Consider the following 18,526-nt stretch of genomic DNA (forward strand, 5'->3'; position numbering starts at 1 on the left):
GAATAGAATGCCGATATGATAGAGATGATTTACGTGACCGCTGAGCTGAAAATAAAGCCTGAAGTGGAAATACAACATGCGCAAGATGCCATTGAGCAATTTTGTCGCGACATGGAAAGTGAAGCGGGCTGCTTACAAGCAAAAGCAACGTACGATCTTAATGAGCCTAGCCGTGTCATTCTATGGGAAAGGTATCAGGATAGAGCGGCGATTGAAGCGCACTTTACCATGCCTCATACCCAAGCATTCATTGCCTTGGGCATAACGGATTTAGTGCAAGTATTTGAATCGCAAAGTGGAGAGCTAGCAGGATGAAATGGGGTGTACTCGGAACCAGTTTTATATCAGGCGTGATGGCGGAAGCGATCAATAATGATGAAGGCAGCGAGCTGTACGCAGTAGCAGGGCGCTCTCAACAGCCTCTAGATGACTTTGTGGCGAACTATCGCCCAGAGAAAGCGTATTCGAACTACGATGAACTTTTGAATGATGACGCAATTGATATCGTATACATTGCACTGCCTAACCATGTTCACCATGAGTACGTTGTCAAAGCGGCGCAAAAAGGCAAAGCGATACTGTGCGAGAAATCTCTGTCGGTGGATATGGATAAGACGCAACAGGCTCTAGATGCTGTTAAACAGAGTGGTGTCTTCTTTGCTGAAGGTTTGATGTACCTAAACCATCCGCTGGTCAACGCTATTCTCGAAGAGCTGAAAAAAGGCGCTATCGGCGAAATTCGCTCAATTCAGGCCTCGTATATCGCGGCGATCTCACAGTTTACCAATCCGGGCAGTAAAGGTGCGCTATACAATCTTGGCTGTTACCCAATGTCTCTGGTGCATTTGATTCTTCAATCGCAGTTTGGTGATCAAATATTCGATAACTACTCGATGCAGGCGTTAGGTCGCCTTGGTCAGGATGGCAATATTTGTGAATCTTCTGCGTTAATTCGCTTTAGCGATGCTCTCACAGTTCAAATTCACACAGCTGAAGATCATGGTTTGAAACATGGTTTCACGATTTTGGGAAGCAAAGGGGCGATCACACTTGATTCAAACCCTTGGTTGGCAACTCAAAGCAATCAGTTCAGTGTGGAAGAGTATGAAACGTTACAGCGACAAGTAGAGGTAGAGGCGGAAGGGGACGGATTCTTCTATCAAGTGGCTAACATACGCAAAGCCATTGGAGAGGGTCAGAAGCGCTTGAGCAGACCAAGTGCTACTCTTGAAGATTCATATCAGATAATGAAGTTGCTAACCGACTGGGAACAGGCAGCTTCAATATAGAAACAGGCCAGAGCAATAGCTCTGGCCTTTCTTGTTACAGAGTCAACAGGTAGTTGACCAGCTCATTATATTCTTCATATGAGCGAATCTTGTCGGCTTTAACAATGTATTTATCATTGACCAACACCCCTGGTACACCTGTCAGCGTACTTTGCTTAAATTGCTTGTCGAAGTTCTTTTGCATCGAATTCACCACAAAGCTGTTATAAGCCGAGTCAAATTTCTTAGCATCAACACCATTATCGATAAAAATTTGGCGAAGTGCCTTTTCATCTTTAGGTGCACTGCGACGTTCGTGAATCTGCTTAAACATAGCCGGAACCAAGTTCTTTTCTACATCCAGTGCCACCATGGTTGCGTAGGATTTGGCCATTGGAATCGCCATGTCGCTACCCATAAAGGCAACGTGCACTTTCTCGAATTTTGCGCCTTCTGGAAGCGATGTTTTGAGGCGGTCGATCACAGGTTCAAAGTTATAACAATGTGGGCAATAGAAAGAGAAGAACTCGGTGACCTTCGGAGTTTTCGACTTGTCCGTTTCGAGCACTTTGTAGTGGGTTCCTTCTTCGAACTTAGCGGCATTAGCGGCTAGTGCAAATACTAATGTGGCAAATAGGGCGAATAGTTTTTTCATTGAATAAATTCCTAATAGATACAGTTAGTTGCCGGAATATAACCGGAGTTGAACGTGAAAATTAAGAATTACGCAATCGGAGGGCGGAACAGAGTCTGAATTCGAGCCACTGCTTTTTCGGCCTTATCTTGATTGATAAGTGCCAGTGAAGTAGGGATGGCATCTGCTAATGTGAGTCCGGAGATATAAGGTACTTTCAGTAGGCAAACTGAGGCACAGCAGTGATGCGATGATTGAGCCTCACTGTGATTAGGCTTGGGGCATTCAATCGGGTGAACTTGAGAGAGGCGTTCTAGATTTAGAGTACTGTGGGTCAACTCAACTAATGCTTTTTCGCCAGCTTGTACGCCTACTGTTGCACTAGCGAAGAACAGTACGAAAGTGACAAGAAAAACAATAGGTAATGAACGATTCTTTAGCAACACAATGAACCCAAAAGCGAATTGAGCCTAGCTTAACTGATTTGCCAGCGATGATAAATATTCAGTTTTTCGTTTTGTTGGTCGAACTTTATTTATGCACTGGATGTCCTATCTAGCAAATTCTCCAACTCCACTCGTTTATGTTTAACTTCAAAGATGCTTTTTTCTTTTTGGCTTTGTTTGCGTCAACTGGGGTGTTCGCTGCACCGTCTCTGACGTATCAATTATCTGTTGATCCTGATGATTCTGATAAAGTCATCGTCACAGCAGACACGAGTGGTTTAGAGCAAGTAGAGATAATACCTGCTCGTGCTTTAGCCAGTGCGGTCCAGCCGTTGATATCGTGCCAATTGCCTTCGGGTAAGATCACGGCTTTAGACCAATCTAGTCCTCAGAAATGCCAGCAGATTCAATGGTCGTTGAAAATGGAACACACGTCTGAACAGGGTATGGATATCTCACAACAAATTGATAGCCGGAGTATTGATGAGGGGTGGTATTTCATTAGTGAGTGGAATTCGCTGCCGCGCGTGAAAGGGAGTAGCGAGATTCGCGTTTGTACCCCTGAGCGGAACTGCCAGACGATTCCTGAGTTATCAGAGCCACCATTGTTTGTTGTTTGGGGAATGGAAAGTACAGAACTAAACATTAATGATAAGAAAGTGACCGTTTTCAGCGATGCGCCTCAAGTGATGCTGCAAGTAGAGCAATGGAAACCGGTATTGGATACATCGCTACGTTACTTGAACAGCGTATTCTCTAATACACAGCGGCAAGACTGGCAGATGGCGTTCTTCAAAAAGGACCGCTCATCAGGGAGTTTAAGTGGAGCCGCTGGTCAGAACATGATTTTGATTAATGCCTGGCTAGAGCAAGGAAAACTCACACCAGTTTCACTGAAGATGCTTCTTAAGATTGCTGCGCATGAGTCGGTCCATGTTTTAGATTCTGCCAGCAGGCCGACTTGGGCTGCGGAAAGCCTTGCAGAGTACTACGCGATAAAATCACTACAAACAACGCCTTATTCTGCGGATGAGCCAACTCGTTTCTGGCTTAGCTTTGCTCAAAAGTTTCCTTTCTCAAAAACAGGCTTGGTTGAAGCAAACCGCCTCTACAATGAACAAGGTGCAGGTCAATATTACCCGTTGTTTTACTTTAAAGGCTCTGCGTTTTGGTATGAGTTGGATTCCGCTTTGAATCACACCGGCTCAAGTCTAGACAGTTTGATGAGTCAATTGAACTTTGAAACTGATGGACGCTTATCTCCAGATTTTGTTAACGCAGTAAGTGAGAAAATAGGTGATAGGGAATGGACAGCGATCAGTCGTCGTTATCTGTGATTCTGGTCGGTACACACGGCAAATGGGAGCAACGTTCCCATTTGCTTACGTCACACAAAGGTTATTTATTGAAGTAATCAGACATAATTTGATTGGCATCGATCTTTTTCAATCCTTGGTCAACGATCGATTTCCATTTCTTGCCAGTTTCGTCATTGCCAAATGCGATGAATAGTTGTTTTTCTTCCAATAGTTTGGCGTTCATCTGTAACTTGTCCTTCGCTCCTTTGAGGCTCTTATCACTGGCCAATAAATAGCTGAGAACATTACTGTCTATTACAGCGAGAGGGATACGTTGGCCTGAGACTTTTTTCAGGTTTTGACTGTCGCTGGTTACTGCTTCAGATTGAAGAACGCCACTGGCAATCATGCTGTCGAGTTCTTCGGTGTTGACATAACCACGAACCACGCCAATTTTGGTCGATTTTAAGTCCTGCAAGCTGCTCCATGATATCGGATTAGCTTTGTTTTCAACGAAGCCAAGAGGGCCTGTTCCTATCGGTTCTGAGAAGATTAGATCGGATGCCTCAAAATAGTACTCAGGAAAGTAACCAGCGTACTTGGCTTGATTCTTGGCAAGGTGAACGGCTCGTTCCCAAGGGTAAAATTCTACGGTCAGCTCATGCCCCATTGCTTCAACAGCCGCTTTGACAACGGCTACGGAAGCTCCTTGAGAATCGAGACTTCTTCCAGCGTATGGAGGCCATTCCAGAGAAGTGAGAGTGAGGACATCTCCACGGACTGGTAACGCTAATAACATCAGGCTAAAGAACATCAGTTTCAGATTGTGCATTGACTCTTCCTTATCTCAGTTGCTGCTTTAACAGCATAGACAATATTTACCTGAAGGCGGATGAAGGCTGAAATGAAAGGGTATACATAGAAAAAACCTCAGACTTGTGTCTGAGGTTCTCGGTTCGATAGGGGAAGGGTTAAATTTTGAAGAAGCCCACTTCCTGTTTGAGTTGGTTGGCGAGCTGATTGAGCTTTCTGCCAGCGTTTTCGTTACTCTCCATGGAGTTAACAGAGTCATCCGACATACTCGAAATTTGCTCCATAGCCGCTGCTATGTCTCTGACACCTTCTACCTGCTCATTGGTTGCTTGGACGACGTCACGGATATGGCTAAGCGTATCTTCGGCCTGATGTTCAATATCAACCAGTAATTGGCTGGCTTGAGAAGTTTTCTCTTTGCCTTTTTCTACTTGAGGCTGAGTATTTTCCATCGCGATTACGCTGGCAGCAGTTTGAGTTTGAACTTCGTTGATCATTGACTCAATTTGCGAGGTTGCATCATTGGTTCGTTGAGCCAGACTTCGGACCTCATCGGCGACAACCGCAAAGCCACGACCGGACTCTCCAGCACGCGCTGCTTCAATGGCGGCATTCAGCGCCAGTAGGTTGGTTTGCTCTGAAATCTCACTGATCACGTTAACGATGCCACCAATGTCTTTGGTGCGAGCTTCCAACTGCTTAACTTGCTCTACAGTCGCAAAGATCGTTGCAGAGATATTTTCCATTTCTGCTGCGACATCAAACACTAATTCGCGACCACTGCGAGCGTTGTCTGTTGTCATGACAGAGTTGTTTTCTGTCTGTGTTGTTACTTGGGCAATCTGGTCAATGCTGTGACGCATGTTGTCCAGTTTGTCTACTGTCTCTTGAGTCAAGCTGGCTTGCTGCTGCGCAGAGCGCAAAACACGGCTTGAGCCATCTGCCACTTCATCGACTTGTTCAACCAACTGACCTGAAGCAGACACGATGTTACTGACTATTTGAGTGAGCTTCGTCGACATACCAGAGAGAGAGTTAAGAATACTGCCACTGACGCGTTCGCCGTAATTGTGAGTCAAATCGCCATCTGCCATTAAGCGGATAGCACTTTGTGCTTCATAGGGCTCTCCGCCCAGAGACTTGCGGAAGCTACGTTCGATAGCAATACCGACAACGACAGAAATCGCTAGCGCAATAGCGGTCAGTAGAAGCATCAAGTCTTGGAAACCGCCAGCTTCGCCACGAGCTTCAGGAGTCAGGGTTTGGTTCAGGTTCTCTTGGTAATCAATAAACTGGTTGATGGTGTTAAGCCATTCAATAAAAGCGGGTCTTGCCTGATCGAGAACAACTTCTGTCATCACTTGATCGTTTTTCTTATCAGCGATGATCTGGCGTACAAGAGGGAGTGTTTTGGCTTGGATTTGATCTATGTGGGCGAGAATCTGGCGTTCTTCGGCGGTAAACATCACCCCTTTCGCTATCATGGCCTGCATGTTTTGCTCGGACTCACGATAAAAATCTTCCAGTTCTTTAATCTCTTGTTCTAATGCGGAAATTTCCTGAGGGTTGCGTGCGATGGCGATATCTCGAATCGCGATGGCTCTGTCGTGAACACTCCCACGGTAGTTGATGGCATAGCGTTGTTTTACCGAGTTAATGTCTGTCATTTCCGAAAGCACTATATCGATGAAATTTACTTTCTGAATACCCAGAACGGTTAGCGTCACCATCAAACTGACTAAGATGCCGAAGCCGATCCCTAGCCGTGTTTTCACTTTCAGTGTTGAGAGGTAATCCATTGCACTTTCTCCTGCTTGGATTTGATTAGATATGTTGAACTTGACCTAAGCCCAGGCTGTTATCTTATTGATTTTTTAAGGCTGTAAAGCCACTAAGATATCAGTTTAGAAGATTTGGACAATTCATTTCATGAATATGACCGGAAGAAGAGGAAACTCTATTCATGAAACTTCAGTTTGTGTGGGGGCTGTGGCTCATTGCAGATGTCGAAAATATTCAATATTTCACTTGGTGCAACAGATAGTCTATCGGTATCAAACAAGGAGATACCCATATGACACCAAGACTTAATTACTTCAACGCCGCACCTGAAGGCATCCAAATTCTGATGGAGCAGGAAAATTACCTTCGCACCCAGTTTGAGCAACAAAACACGCTTTCGATAGCAATATGGGAGTTGGTTAAGCTTCGCGTATCGCAGATTAACCAGTGTGCGTTTTGTATTGATATGCACAGCAAAGATGCATTAAAGCAAGGAGAGTCATACTCTCGTCTGATCGGGCTTAATGCTTGGCGGGATATGCCTGAATATAGCGATGAGGAAATAGTTGCGCTACATTGGGCTGAATGTATCACAAAAGGTGGCGATGTCGACGAAAGTGCGTATCAGGCAACACTGAACATGTTTGGTGAACAGGGATTGGTTATCCTCACGCTGGCTATAAATGCAATTAACAGCTGGAATCGCATTGCCAAAACGTTCAAGCCTGAAATAGGCAGTCTGTCGGCAGAATAACGACAGGAGCATTGCTCAACAAATGGATTTTGAAATAGTCAATCCAGACGGCCTGCTAGCCGACCATATTCAGGCAATATGGTCGGCTAAAGTGTCTTGTGGGCAAGCTGTCTCCAAACCTCTCTATTGCGATGGAGGCTCTGGGGTGATGTTTGTACTACAAGGGCAGGTGAGTTTAGAAGGCAAAACATATGGTGAAAGCGTGATGTATCAGCCATATAGCAGAGTCACTAAGAACATCACGATTTCCTGCGAGGCTCAGCTTTGTGGCGTCCGTTTTCATCCAGGTATGCAGTTTTCATTCTTGGAAGAGCTCGTTGAAGCAAATAGAGAAAGCCATCAAGACGTGTTTTGTTTTCAACCTCCAGAGGCTTTGGGCAAGCAACTATCCGAGTACCAGAGTCATACCAAGCGAATAGCGCTTCTGACGGATTGGTGCTCGGAAGCCGTATCTCAAATAGCTAAGGATGAAGAGAGAGCTAAACTGATTCATCTTGCGCAGGATGGCAAGATAGGCAAGAGCTTTGGAGAAAACCAAAGGCAGGTAGAACGTAAATTCAAACATTGGGTGGGTATGAGCCCAAAGCATTTCCAACGTCTTCGTCGAGTCCACGCCAGCATTCAAGAGCTGAGAGACAACCCAGAACTCTCATTAGCCGAACTGGCCGCCTATCAAGGCTTTTCCGATCAAGCGCATATGACGAGAGAGTTCAAAAATTTCGCCTTGATTACTCCGGGGCAATTTAGTCGCAGGTTAAAACAAAAATGACTCGAGCTCTTAGGTTATTCGCCATCTTTTTGTTTTAACTGCTTTCGATACTCGCTCGGGCTTGTTCCGGTAATGCGACTGAACTCTCGATTGAAATTGGATTTGGTCTGAAAACCGGAGTTCATCAAAATTTGTGTCACCGATTCATCGGTTTCAGCAAGGGCTTGTTGCGCATGATGTATGCGATATTCGTTGACCAGCTTTGATATGTTCTTTCCATGTACCTGATTGACGGCCGTCGATATCTGTTTAGCTGGGACACCTATAATGCGAGATAATCGTGAGAGCGTCAGTTCTGGGTCTAGATAGAGGGATTTTTCTAGGATCTTTTCATTCAACAATGCTGTAACTTCCCTTGCTCTATGCTCAGACATAACAGGTTGAGGCACTGGCGACTTTTGCTCAGGGTCAGTTTCATCAGGACTCGGTGTCGTGTTTATTCCTGTGATAACAACGGCCAAAGAGAGTACGGGTAACAAGATTAGATGCCCTAGCGTCAGTATATAAAGCGTTAAATTTCCACGGTTATAGGCAAAATCGAGCGAGATAGAAGCATCAATAAGGGCGGAAAAAATGAGCATCCACCCAGCTACAATTCTTGCCTTTTGAACGCCTTCCCAACGTCCCAGTGTTACGTTAACCAACAAATCCTGGTCTGACGCCCCCCTCATTAATGCAATACCGTAAAAAAGGTAGATAGCCGTTAGCAATTCATCGAGAGGTGGAAGCCATAATGTTTGGGTGAAGACAAAAAGCACCACAACTATGGATGCTAAGGCATGCTTGTATGTTGATTTCAAATGCCAGTCCCCTGTGCGTGCAAACGCGTACCACGCTGAGATGGGAATCAAAGCTGCGAATATTGGTTGAGCAATTAAGAATAGAGGGGATTGGAAGGTCCATCTCAATCCAACTATAGCTGTGGTTAAGGCACATAAAATTAAAAAGCCACAAGCAAATTTGGCTTGCTCTCGGTTACCCAAATACAAGGTCACTGCCAGCAGTCCTAAAAGCAGTGATACAACAAAAGGGACGGGAATCGCGAGCATAGTTGGTCCTGAGTTGGGTAAGAATATAGTTTCTGAATTCGTCATAGCATAGCGATATGAAACTGAATTAGAAGCCCACACTAGACCAAAACTGGTATCAGGACGTCCTAAAACCAGTTTCAGGACGTATTTATTACCCTTTCGAACTCAGAATAGAGACTCATTTTACGTGTTGGGGAGATTAACAATGTATTTCTATTGGCTGGCGTGGCAACGAGGTTTGGACTTTTCTGGCCATTCTTCAAGGCGAGAATTTTGGATGTTCGTAATCGTACACATGGCAGTAAGTATGGTGCTTATTGCTTTGGATGTAGGCTTTTCATTGCCTTGGTTTGATGTGCTTTATAGTGTCGCAAGTTTCATTCCGCTCGTCGCATTAATCGTGAGGCGTATGCATGATATTGGTAAATCTGGCTTATGGGGATTGGTGTTTTTTATTCCGGCTATTGGACCATTCTGGTTCACATATCTGCTCAGCCAACAAAGCAGCTTGCCAATAAATAATAGAGGGCTCTTGTTATGAGGTGGATACTTTTGAGCGCGCTTATATTTGCTTATCAAGTGATAGCGGATGAAGACCCCCATCTTTTTCCAGAAGATGCGATTGGTGTATTGGAAGTTAATGATATGACATCGGGTCAACTACTTTGGTTACGCGGTCGCGTGGGTGAGGGAAGTTACACTTGGGTGGACCAAACTGGCAACCACTGTACGATGAAAATCCCAGTTGCCATAGGTCGAATCGCTGATTCTGGTTTGAGTATCGGCAGTGCGAGCGGTATGACGATGATTGTCATGAGTAAAAAACTGAATGAGGCTCTTACCCAAGGGGAGCGAGTTAACAGCAAAGAGTGGAGGTTCACTGAGTTTGGCGAAGGCGAAGCGGATGGCTGGATTGTTGATGGCATCAGCCTTCATGAAGCTTTTGTCTTTAACTCAAGAAGGCGTTGGGTTTCTTGGCTAGTGGGTGATACACGCAGTGAGCTCTGCCAACAATAAAGAGCGAAGGTAGCGCTTTTATCAGGAGCAAGTGTTCTTTAGTCTTTGGGTGGGGAGAATATAAGGCGCAGTTTTTGCCGAAAAGATAATTTCTTCTGGCGTACATCGCGAAAGAGATCTCCCCATTCCTTAAATGTAACTACCAGCGGGTTGAAGCTCTCGACAGGTTTTGTGACACCGTAGCGTACAGTTTCAACTTCAGGTTCAAAGGTACCGAACATTTTGTCCCAGATAATCAGTACACCGGCGTAGTTTTTGTCGATGTACTGAGGGTTACGACCATGGTGCACTCGGTGATGAGAAGGGGTGTTAAACAGATATTCCAATGGTCCAAGAGTGCGAATCCATTGTGTGTGGACGAAGAACTGCAAACCTAAGTTTAATAATACGGCAAAAATGACCCATTTGGGCTCGAATCCGATGATCACAAGAGGAACCCAGAATAGCCACATCCCTGCAATGGGATACATTAAGCTTTGTCGAAAAGCAGTGCTGAAGTTCATGCGTTCAGAGCTGTGGTGAGCAACGTGCGCAGCCCACATCCAGCGAATGCGATGACTGGCGCGATGGAACCAGTAATAGAAGAAATCTTGCAGTATGAGCAGAACAATAAAGCTCGCAACACCCATTTCTATGTCCATCAGTCTCCAGCCAAACAACCACATGTAAAGTTGAATGATTAAAAGTCCAGTTAACAGGTCCGCTAGTTGATGCATGCCCGCGAGAGCAAAGTTACATAATACTTCCGGAATAAAATAGGCTGAGTTTTCTGGAAGATGGCCTCGCTTTTGCCCGATAAAGTACTCAGCCAACATCAAACCAATGAAAAGAGGCGCTAATAGCATCAGAAGCCATTCAGGGTTATCGATAAGAGTATTGAAATCCATATAAAGCTCCGAAAATGTTACCAGCGAGCGAAGTGATCTTCGGTTAAACCAAGTTGCTGTTCTAATGTATGAAGTACGCCGTTTTCATCTTTGATAAAGCCAGAAAAGTAGCCGATAAACTGGCGGAAGTTGCTCTGCAAAACCCACAAGTTAAGTTTTTCACTTCTGTTGTTGAGTGGAGTAAAAGTCAAGTCGACTCGACCATCATCAGAGAAAATACGCCATTTCTTTTGTGTTGCTTGGCGATCAAAATGGAAGTGGACAGCCCCTAGTAAGTGCCGCTCTTCATTAATCCACAAAGCATTCTCATGACTGCCCGTTTCGTTAACTCCAGCGGCCAAGTTGAGACCAAGTTTGCCTTTGTCACTGCATCCATTGATGCTTGCCCATCGCCAACTCGTCTCGCGTCGCATATAGCCCGCCGAAAAGTCATAGCCACCCAACGCGAGAGAAGTGTCGATCTGGTTTCCACCTACCGTAATGTTTCCCTTAACGGCCAGCGCGTTGTGCTTTTTGGTATAGGTCCAGCCGTTATAGCCAGTAGGCGTGCAAAGTGAGAGCGGCAAGCTGCTGCTTGGCGGTTGGAGCGAAACATCGAGTTGTAATAACTCGGTGTTGGCTTTGACCTGCCAATTGGGGTAAGTAATCTCAAACGCTAGTTTCTTGGCCGCGATATGGCTGTAGCCTTCATGTGGAGATAGGGACATTTGCTTGTCGATATTCAGAGGCCTTAACCAGTTTTGCTCTACCAAAGTATCTGTCTGGACGTCGTAAACATAACAAAATGCAGAACCGACATAGCGAATATCTGCTATGGCCAGGCCAATCACATAGCGTGGTGTAGTTATGCTGACAAATTGAAACTGCTTGTAGTGAAAGTACTTTTTTAGCTTACCGACTTTGCGATCCATGTTATTACGGTATTCGAAGCGGTGGATTCCCAATTGCTTTGGCACACCATCGAAATGACCAAAACACGGCTTTCCATTTGAATGGATAAGGTATTCAGGAGCAGTTTGGCTAAGTATCATGATAAGTTCACAATCCAATAACATTTCAATCAGTGTTACGTGTTTGAGTGTTATTAAACAGGTCATTTTCGGTCATAAAGTGAATCACTGTCACGATTGGAGAGGGTAAACTCCGTTATCCTGAATGTTGGATTACACGAGGAATAGACATGGAAGTCATCGCAGAATATCTGCCTGTTGATCATCGATATCAGTTGGGGATCTTAGATATCTCTTTACTGCTTAGTGTCGTAGAGGAATATGGGCTAGATGCGGATAGCTTACTAAACCATTCTGGCTTAAGTGATATAGACTGGCATAGCCAAGAAAGCCATATCAGTTATTCGGATAAGCTTTTGCTGTTCCACTATGTACAGAAGTATTTCCCCAATATTGGTCTAGGCTTGTTGCTTGGCGAGCGGGCGACATTGAGCCATTTTGGTATTCTCGGTTACGCGGTTTTGAGTAGTCGAACCGTCTTTGAGGCGATAAAAGCAGGGTTTAAATATCTTGATCTCAATGGCCCTGTTTTTTCTGTAAGAGTATCCCGCGACGATGAGACCGCATCAATCGAGATTGAAAATGACTTGGAGATTGGTGAGCTACTTCCTTTTTGTACAGAGTATTTTTTCAGTTCTATTACCTCTTTGTTTCTTGAACTGACCGGGCTGCAACTGGTGTTACAGAAGCTGGAGCTGCCATACTCAAAACCTGATTACGCAACGCACTACGCAGACCGCTTCCGTTGTAATGTAATATTCGAACAGCCTCGGTGCGTGCTAACTTTTAAAGCGAACGTTATGGATTGGCAGTTGGCTTCTCATAATTCAGATTTGCTCTGTGCCTACCTCCATTCTTGTGAATCCGTGATGGCGGTATTGCAATCACCTACACGATTAAGTAATCAGATCAAAGCCTTTCTCTATCAGAGTGTTGGTATGTTCCCTTCTATTGATGACATTGCCGTCCAGCATGGATGCTCGGTTAGGACTTTAAGAAGGTTGCTCACGCAGGAGCAAACCAGTTATCGAGAGCTTGTTGATGAAGTTCGCTTTGAGCTCTCTAAAGAATTTTTGGTAAGAACACATTTGACGATAGAAGAAATTGCTTTTCGGCTTGGATACAGTGACAGCGCCAATTTCAGGCGAAGTTTCAAGCGCTGGTCCGGAAAGGCACCGAGTTGCTTTAGAGCGCTGTGATCTAGGTGCTATTTAACTCAGAAGCCAGGAACCCCTTCAATCATTTAGATTGCAACTACACTTAATATTGTTTTATTGATAGTTGTGTTTTTATGAATTTGCTCGGGCTTATCTCTCTACTCATTTCACTGTGTGTATTCTCAGCGTTTGCCAGTGATAAGACGGTTCGGTTTGCGGTGGGAGACTGGGAACCATATACCAGCTCTCTCTCTGACCCAGAATTGAAGATCTCAGAAACTTTGGTGCGAAGAGCATTCGAAATTCGCGGATATGCTGTCGAGTTAGAGTACTACCCTTGGGTGCGGTCTTATCAATATGCGATTCGCGGTGAATTTGATGGCTCATTCCCTTGGATGAAAAACGAAGACAGAATCAAGGATTTTATCTATTCAGAGCCGTTTTTCAGCCAACGTGTACAGTTCTTTTATCATTCAGACATACTGTTTTCATGGCAAGAAGCCAAAGATCTAAATAAGTATCAAATTGGCGCTACGCAAGGGTATCACGCGACCTATTTTATGGAGCAGCTTGGTATCGACGTAAACATTAACAACTCAGAAGAAACCAATTTTCAAAAAATTGCTAAGGGGCGATTAGACGCTTATCCAACTGGCGTTGAAAGGGGCTTGTACCTCATTAAACACTATGTACCTGAAGAACTAAGGCCATACATAAAATTAGATTCCAAACCTTTACTTGAAGATGACATGTTTGTGATATTCAGTCGATTTGATAGTGAACGCAGTCAATTACTGGTTAGTGAATTCAATGCAGGTTTAAAGCAACTCATCGAAACGGGCGAGTACAAGGAAATCATGCAGTCAGAAGCCGAGTTTCTACAAACGATACAAAGCAACGACTAATTCGTCTGTTGGACATAGGTTAGGGGACTCAAAATGTTTAATTTACTTACGGCCTATAACCTAGCAAGGGCGTAGTTATGCACAAATACATCAAGACAATCCTAATCACTATGGCTGTTCCGACACATGCATTCGCCACCATTAATATGGCTGAAGTTAACGCTTATGCATATGAAGGGCTCGCGGAAATATGTGCTAACTCGAGGCACATTCTTGGGCCAGAACTAAAAGAAATAAAGGTTCTTTATCTTAATAAGAAACGTTTGAGACAGGCGATGTTTCCAGCGGACCCTAATTTTTCCCATTACGCAGCTAAGCAGCTATGGGACATCGGAACAGGTGACAACCCCTCTTTTGATGAATGCGTAACACTACTCAGTAAGTAGTTATTGCTAACTCATCAGTTTCGCTGCTTTTTTTGCCAGCTTATTTACCTTATCAAGGGCATCGGTTATCGAACCAAGAACTTCCGTCGTATTATCCAATGAATCAGCTTTGTCATTGCTGCGTTGCGCAAGCCGACTAAGACTCTGTAATGCCGCGTCAAACTCAGCAGAGGTACCACTTAGCTGGTTTTGAATGATATGAGCCAACCGCAGGTGAAGCTCAGCACTGGCATTGTTTAGGTTGAGCGCAAGCTGATCATTCATTTCCAACTCATAGCGCTTATCGAGTTCGAGAATGGTCGACAAGATATCGGCCTTCAAGCGGCGATTGGTTTCAGGAAGTTCTGCCATATTCGGTTCCTTTCAAAATATCAGGGTTTGCAGGCCACAACTTGAGAGCGAGGGTCATCCCCTGTTAGCTCGTAGCCCTTCTCACAACTGGTGACAACGTCTCGGAAGTCGTCGTATCGCTCCCACTGATTTTTCAGTTCGCCGACGATGGCGATAATGCCTTTGCTGTTAAACCTGTCCGCCTGAACTTCTTTGGTGATGCTATTGTGTGCTTTCTTGACGGCTTTGATAGCTTGTCGGGTCTGGTGTAGTGAGAGCTTGGTCTGGGACATGATGGTGTACAGCTCGTACAGTGCCTGAGTCTCGTTGTAGCTCTGTTCGAATGTCATCGGTTGTTTGGAAGATCGTTTACTATAGTCCCTAAGTGCGTGTTTTAGGTGGGTACTTCTGCTCGATACCAACAGCTCTTCCATGCCTGAATCCGCCAATTGGATGACTAACTCATCGGTAATGAGGTTCACTTTTTCATCGGCCTGAGTAATGACAGATTTCAAGGATTCCTGACGTTGTTTTTCAACGATGGAGGTACCCATTGCAGCAACAGCGCTTGCCACAATCGACATGTCTTTGGGTTGGAACAGATCGTCGTTGTTGGTGAGAAGAGTGTAGCTGGTATTCATCCCGTTCATTGCGCTGGCTAGCTCAGCGGCCGCAATATCGATATCAGCCTGAGTAACGGCACCGCTTAACGCTTGAAGTCCTTTAGCGTAGCGATTCAAAGCGTGATTGGCACGATAGATAGCCACTTGCTTTTGAGCTGACTGATCAAAGAGAGGAGTGACTGACTGCAATGTCTCTCTAGTCAATGGTTCTCGACCACTACCATGTTGCGTGGCGATATCCATGAGTTGTTTGTTGATATGACTTTGGTTAATTTCGACGATGACCTCATCGACTTGCAAGGTAATTTCTTGTGTTGCTTGAGCAAAAGCCCCGATTTCGTTGTGTGGTGTAGATTGACAAGCTGAGAGTAAAATTGCCGAAGCAATGATCAACCAAATCCTTATCATTTTATTCTCCTAAGACCAAGCAAGGTGGAGATCCTGAGATAAGCCAGACAACACAACAAGGTTTATACGTCAGAACTGAACATACGGTAGCGAAACTGATGTATAAGTTAGCATTAGATTCATCAATGAATTGTGACTTAAATTCCATCAATTTTATAAATTGGTGTTGTTATTGAGAAAAATGAAAAGGAGCCAGTGCGACTCCTTTGTTTTATTCTGAAATTCTTTATTTCTCTAGATATTCGGTCGTGTCGTTTCGTTGCTTGATGGTGGCAGGTACGGCAGCGTCACCTGTGGCTGTTCACCGGTGAGTGATTTCAGGAACTCAGTGATTTTTCCAGATTCGTCACTGGTGAGTTTTTGACCCAATTGAATGTCTGCCATGATTTCTACCGCTTGTTTTAAGTCCCAAACGGAACCGTCGTGGAAGTACGGGTAAGTCAGCTCAATGTTTCTCAGCGTAGGCACCTTGAATACGTACTTATCAAACTCTTTACCTGTAATGGCTTTGCGTCCGATGTCTGGATTGCTCGTTTCATAAGGCTTAACCAGCCCCATTTTTTGATACATCTGTCCACCAGCAAGCGGGCCACTATGGCAAGCGGTACAGCCTTTGGCTTTAAACAACGCATAGCCTTCAATCTGTGCCGCTGAGAGAGCGGAATCGTCACCTTTCAGCCATAAATCAAATGGGGCGTTAGGTGTTCTAAGCGTTTTTTCAAATGTGGCAATAGCATCCGTCACTTCGGTGATGGTTATGGTGTCGGCGTTGTAGGCTTGTTTAAACCAATCGCGATATTGCGGAATGGATTGTAGGGTGTCTACCGCGAGCTGGTGGCTAAACGCCATTTCCAGAGGGTTTTCAATAGGCCCGGCAGCCTGTTCCTGAAGATCTTTTGCACGTCCATTCCAAAACTGAACAAAATTCAAATCAGAGTTAAAAACCGTCGGTGAGTTTATCGGCCCAATGGACCATTTATGGCCGATTGAACTAGGCAAATTGTCTACGCCTCCTTTGGCTAAGTTGTGGCATGAGTTACATGAGATGGTATTAGAAGCGGATAAGCGAGGTTCAAACCATAGGGCTTTTCCGAGTTCCACTTTTTGACTGTCTAACCCTGTGGCGGGCTCAATGACTTTGATTGGTTCACTGTTCTGACGCTGAGCGTGTGCGTTGAAAGTTAAGACTGACAATATGCTCACTGCTAATAGTGTTTTCATTATGAATTCCTTTTGATGTGATGGTTTATTCTCACCAGATCGGCACGCTTCTAACGGGTCGTGCTCGGAACTCAACATAAAGAAATAACAGCTATCGATGAAACGCAAAATATCGATAGATTTTATGGTAAAAATCGATGTTAAAATGAACAATAATCTTAAGGGCTTTGATGCATAAGGCTTTGGCAAGGTGGCTATAACTTTTTATTTACAAATCAATAAATAAACTAAAGGCTCTATTGTTGATTTAGGTCAAAAAAGCGCCAATGCCAAACTAAGGGAAAAAGAGGAAGGAGCTTATTCATTCTTCGCCTCTGAATGCTCTTACTTCAAAGGCGAAGATGGGCATACTAGGTTTACGAATTTGCTCTGTTTTCGGATAACTCAGAGAGGTAAAGAGCCGCTTCCGTTTCATCAGCAAACCAAGGGAACAGGTCTTTAGGATCGTCAAACGCATTGGTAATACGGTCCGCCAGCGATTGATGCTGACTCGCTGCACCTAGAATATTGAGCACAAAAGGCGGTGGAGGTGACAGCATCATATTGGTCCACTGAGTGACCCATTGTGCCTCCTCCCAGTATTGCTCGAACGTTGCCGTCATCCACTCTTCATCAAACGGTTTATCTCCTTGCTCAATGATACTGTGCAGGTAGACTTGTGCCGCTTTTGCTGCGTTGTTAGAACCTTGGCCTGTGATAGGGTCATTGAGGCAAATAGCGTCAGCTAGACCTAATACCGTTGCCCCAGAAGGTAATGTAGCAACAGGGTTTCTGACTACAGGGGTAAAACGGCCAGTGAGTGCGGCTCTATCGTCGGTTAAGGTCACTTGGTCTATGCGTTCAAGTTCCCATGGAAGGTAGGTATGGAGTAGCTCTCTGGCTTTATTGAAGCGTTCTTGAGGGGAAGAATTAGGATCAAAGCAATCCATTGGCCCACCTGGAATCGCTTCAAATAGCATCGCTTCACAAGGGCCAGAGCTGCTGAGTACTGGCATCACAAAGTACTCACCAATGCCAGGAATCACGTTGAATTTGACTTTATCTAGCTGGCTTCCAGATTGCGGGTGAGAAATGTAGAACAGAGAAAGGTGTCTTTGTGGTTGTGTGAAGGCGGAGCGCTGTTCGTCTCGTGTGAACATCTCACCGATGTTGCCTTTTCCAGTAGCTGCGATGACCAGATCACTGGTTGATGCGTAGTGTTCGAGATCTTGCTCTGAAAGCGTTTTGAATTCCAGAGTTCCACCTAACTCCTCAAATTGCGTCATCCAAGCTGGAAATTTGATGCGCTGATCGACGGACTGGGCGTGATTGTCGAGTTGGCCTTGCCACTCGATAGCGATATGGCCCGGGTTATCTGGCGCTGTGATGCACAAGTTAATTGCTTCGATTTTAGGGCAATCATCTTGCCAGAAATCCAGACCGAGTTTGCGTTCTGACTCCAGCGCAGTATGGAACATGCACTGAGTCGACATTACGTAGCCATGCTTAATGTCTTGCGGTTGTCGGTCGGTGACAAGTCGGACTTGGTAGCCCTGTTGTTGTAGGCCAATCGCCAGCTGCAAGCCTGCCTGCCCAGCACCCAGAATAGTAATATTTCTCATGGCTATCCCTTGCTTAATAGTATTTGTTTTGATGATTTATTGTTCGATTTTTAAGGTTGAGAGCAGTATGTGATGAACATTCTTTATATGCAACTGGGTATGTCGGGTAGGTGCTGATTTTTCCGTATAGAGTGTGATTCTCTATTATGAAGAATCACCGCGAATAACTATTTTTGTGGGCTAAGA

Annotated in this window: 21 protein-coding genes; 10 read left to right on the forward strand and 11 right to left on the reverse strand. The window is 44.8% G+C overall.

The features are described 5' to 3' along the window. The first annotated feature begins 15 nt into the window (after positions 1-15). Together FIU99_RS06185 and FIU99_RS06190 are read left to right on the forward strand one after the other, a co-directional pair. Entirely contained in the window at positions 16-315 is a 300-nt protein-coding gene (locus FIU99_RS06185; RefSeq protein ID WP_006958993.1) for a putative quinol monooxygenase, read from the forward strand. Beyond that, positions 312-1,289, forward strand: a complete 978-nt coding sequence (locus FIU99_RS06190) for a Gfo/Idh/MocA family protein (RefSeq protein WP_006958991.1) — start codon at positions 312-314, stop codon at positions 1,287-1,289. Before FIU99_RS06185 ends, FIU99_RS06190 begins: the two co-directional genes overlap by 4 nt. A 34-nt stretch (positions 1,290-1,323) precedes the next feature. Here the strand turns inward: FIU99_RS06190 and FIU99_RS06195 are convergent, their stop codons facing one another. Together FIU99_RS06195 and FIU99_RS06200 are read right to left on the reverse strand one after the other, a co-directional pair. Next, positions 1,324-1,923 carry a thiol:disulfide interchange protein DsbA/DsbL gene (locus FIU99_RS06195; protein WP_038512417.1) on the reverse strand — a complete coding sequence of 200 codons (600 nt, stop codon included), beginning with the start codon at positions 1,921-1,923 and terminating at the stop codon, positions 1,324-1,326. 68 nt (positions 1,924-1,991) lie between these two features. Next, positions 1,992-2,348: a hypothetical protein gene (locus FIU99_RS06200; RefSeq protein ID WP_006958988.1), complete on the reverse strand. Its 357-nt coding sequence runs from the start codon at positions 2,346-2,348 to the stop codon at positions 1,992-1,994. A gap of 137 nt (positions 2,349-2,485) precedes the next feature. Here FIU99_RS06200 and FIU99_RS06205 point away from each other — a divergent pair, with 137 nt between their 5' ends. Beyond that, entirely contained in the window at positions 2,486-3,685 is a 1,200-nt protein-coding gene (locus FIU99_RS06205) for a hypothetical protein (protein WP_006958986.1), read from the forward strand. 61 nt (positions 3,686-3,746) lie between these two features. Here the strand turns inward: FIU99_RS06205 and FIU99_RS06210 are convergent, their stop codons facing one another. Both FIU99_RS06210 and FIU99_RS06215 read right to left on the reverse strand, forming a co-directional pair. Continuing rightward, the gene (locus tag FIU99_RS06210) at positions 3,747-4,478 is read right to left on the reverse strand and encodes an ABC transporter substrate-binding protein (RefSeq protein ID WP_006958984.1); all 732 of its coding nucleotides are present in this window, start codon (positions 4,476-4,478) and stop codon (positions 3,747-3,749) included. A gap of 139 nt (positions 4,479-4,617) precedes the next feature. Next, positions 4,618-6,258: a methyl-accepting chemotaxis protein gene (locus tag FIU99_RS06215; protein ID WP_006958982.1), complete on the reverse strand. Its 1,641-nt coding sequence runs from the start codon at positions 6,256-6,258 to the stop codon at positions 4,618-4,620. 275 nt (positions 6,259-6,533) lie between these two features. Here FIU99_RS06215 and FIU99_RS06220 point away from each other — a divergent pair, with 275 nt between their 5' ends. Beyond that, positions 6,534-6,995: a carboxymuconolactone decarboxylase family protein gene (locus FIU99_RS06220; protein ID WP_006958977.1), complete on the forward strand. Its 462-nt coding sequence runs from the start codon at positions 6,534-6,536 to the stop codon at positions 6,993-6,995. Between the two features lie 22 nt (positions 6,996-7,017). After that, on the forward strand, positions 7,018-7,764 hold the full coding sequence (locus tag FIU99_RS06225; protein WP_006958975.1) for a helix-turn-helix domain-containing protein: 747 nt from the start codon (positions 7,018-7,020) through the stop codon (positions 7,762-7,764). A 14-nt stretch (positions 7,765-7,778) separates the two neighbouring features. Here the strand turns inward: FIU99_RS06225 and FIU99_RS06230 are convergent, their stop codons facing one another. Next, a complete protein-coding gene (locus tag FIU99_RS06230; protein ID WP_006958973.1) occupies positions 7,779-8,813 on the reverse strand; it encodes an AraC family transcriptional regulator in 1,035 nt (344 codons plus the stop codon). A 187-nt stretch (positions 8,814-9,000) separates the two neighbouring features. Here FIU99_RS06230 and FIU99_RS06235 point away from each other — a divergent pair, with 187 nt between their 5' ends. Further along, positions 9,001-9,336, forward strand: coding sequence for a DUF805 domain-containing protein (locus FIU99_RS06235; protein ID WP_039951631.1), 336 nt, complete (start codon positions 9,001-9,003; stop codon positions 9,334-9,336). Positions 9,337-9,347: 11 nt separating this feature from the next. Then, entirely contained in the window at positions 9,348-9,812 is a 465-nt protein-coding gene (locus tag FIU99_RS06240; RefSeq protein ID WP_006958971.1) for a hypothetical protein, read from the forward strand. 38 nt (positions 9,813-9,850) lie between these two features. Here FIU99_RS06240 and FIU99_RS06245 read toward each other — a convergent pair whose 3' ends face one another. Both FIU99_RS06245 and FIU99_RS06250 read right to left on the reverse strand, forming a co-directional pair. Further along, entirely contained in the window at positions 9,851-10,699 is an 849-nt protein-coding gene (locus tag FIU99_RS06245) for a sterol desaturase family protein (protein ID WP_006958969.1), read from the reverse strand. A gap of 17 nt (positions 10,700-10,716) precedes the next feature. After that, entirely contained in the window at positions 10,717-11,730 is a 1,014-nt protein-coding gene (locus FIU99_RS06250; protein ID WP_039951768.1) for a DUF2804 domain-containing protein, read from the reverse strand. Positions 11,731-11,879: 149 nt separating this feature from the next. On the opposite strand from FIU99_RS06250, the gene FIU99_RS06255 reads away from it, so the two are divergent. The 3 genes from FIU99_RS06255 to FIU99_RS06265 all read left to right on the forward strand — a co-directional run bounded on the left by FIU99_RS06255 (position 11,880) and on the right by FIU99_RS06265 (position 14,157). Next, a complete protein-coding gene (locus FIU99_RS06255) occupies positions 11,880-12,908 on the forward strand; it encodes an AraC family transcriptional regulator (RefSeq protein WP_006958964.1) in 1,029 nt (342 codons plus the stop codon). A gap of 92 nt (positions 12,909-13,000) precedes the next feature. Then, positions 13,001-13,771 carry an ABC transporter substrate-binding protein gene (locus FIU99_RS06260; protein WP_099609846.1) on the forward strand — a complete coding sequence of 257 codons (771 nt, stop codon included), beginning with the start codon at positions 13,001-13,003 and terminating at the stop codon, positions 13,769-13,771. 77 nt (positions 13,772-13,848) lie between these two features. Beyond that, a complete protein-coding gene (locus tag FIU99_RS06265) occupies positions 13,849-14,157 on the forward strand; it encodes a hypothetical protein (RefSeq protein WP_038162375.1) in 309 nt (102 codons plus the stop codon). 6 nt (positions 14,158-14,163) lie between these two features. Here FIU99_RS06265 and FIU99_RS06270 read toward each other — a convergent pair whose 3' ends face one another. The 4 genes from FIU99_RS06270 to FIU99_RS06285 form a co-directional block, all read right to left on the reverse strand. After that, positions 14,164-14,508: a hypothetical protein gene (locus FIU99_RS06270; protein ID WP_152472130.1), complete on the reverse strand. Its 345-nt coding sequence runs from the start codon at positions 14,506-14,508 to the stop codon at positions 14,164-14,166. Between the two features lie 20 nt (positions 14,509-14,528). Next, positions 14,529-15,518, reverse strand: a complete 990-nt coding sequence (locus FIU99_RS06275; protein ID WP_039951628.1) for a hypothetical protein — start codon at positions 15,516-15,518, stop codon at positions 14,529-14,531. Positions 15,519-15,752: 234 nt separating this feature from the next. Then, on the reverse strand, positions 15,753-16,739 hold the full coding sequence (locus FIU99_RS06280) for a cytochrome-c peroxidase (RefSeq protein WP_006958959.1): 987 nt from the start codon (positions 16,737-16,739) through the stop codon (positions 15,753-15,755). Positions 16,740-17,095: 356 nt separating this feature from the next. After that, positions 17,096-18,340 (reverse strand): styrene monooxygenase/indole monooxygenase family protein, encoded by a 1,245-nt coding sequence (locus FIU99_RS06285; protein ID WP_006958958.1) that lies wholly within the window; start codon positions 18,338-18,340, stop codon positions 17,096-17,098. Positions 18,341-18,526 lie beyond the last annotated feature (186 nt).

The organism is Vibrio sp. THAF64 (assembly GCF_009363455.1).
Taxonomy (GTDB): Bacteria; Pseudomonadota; Gammaproteobacteria; order Enterobacterales; family Vibrionaceae; genus Vibrio; species Vibrio coralliilyticus.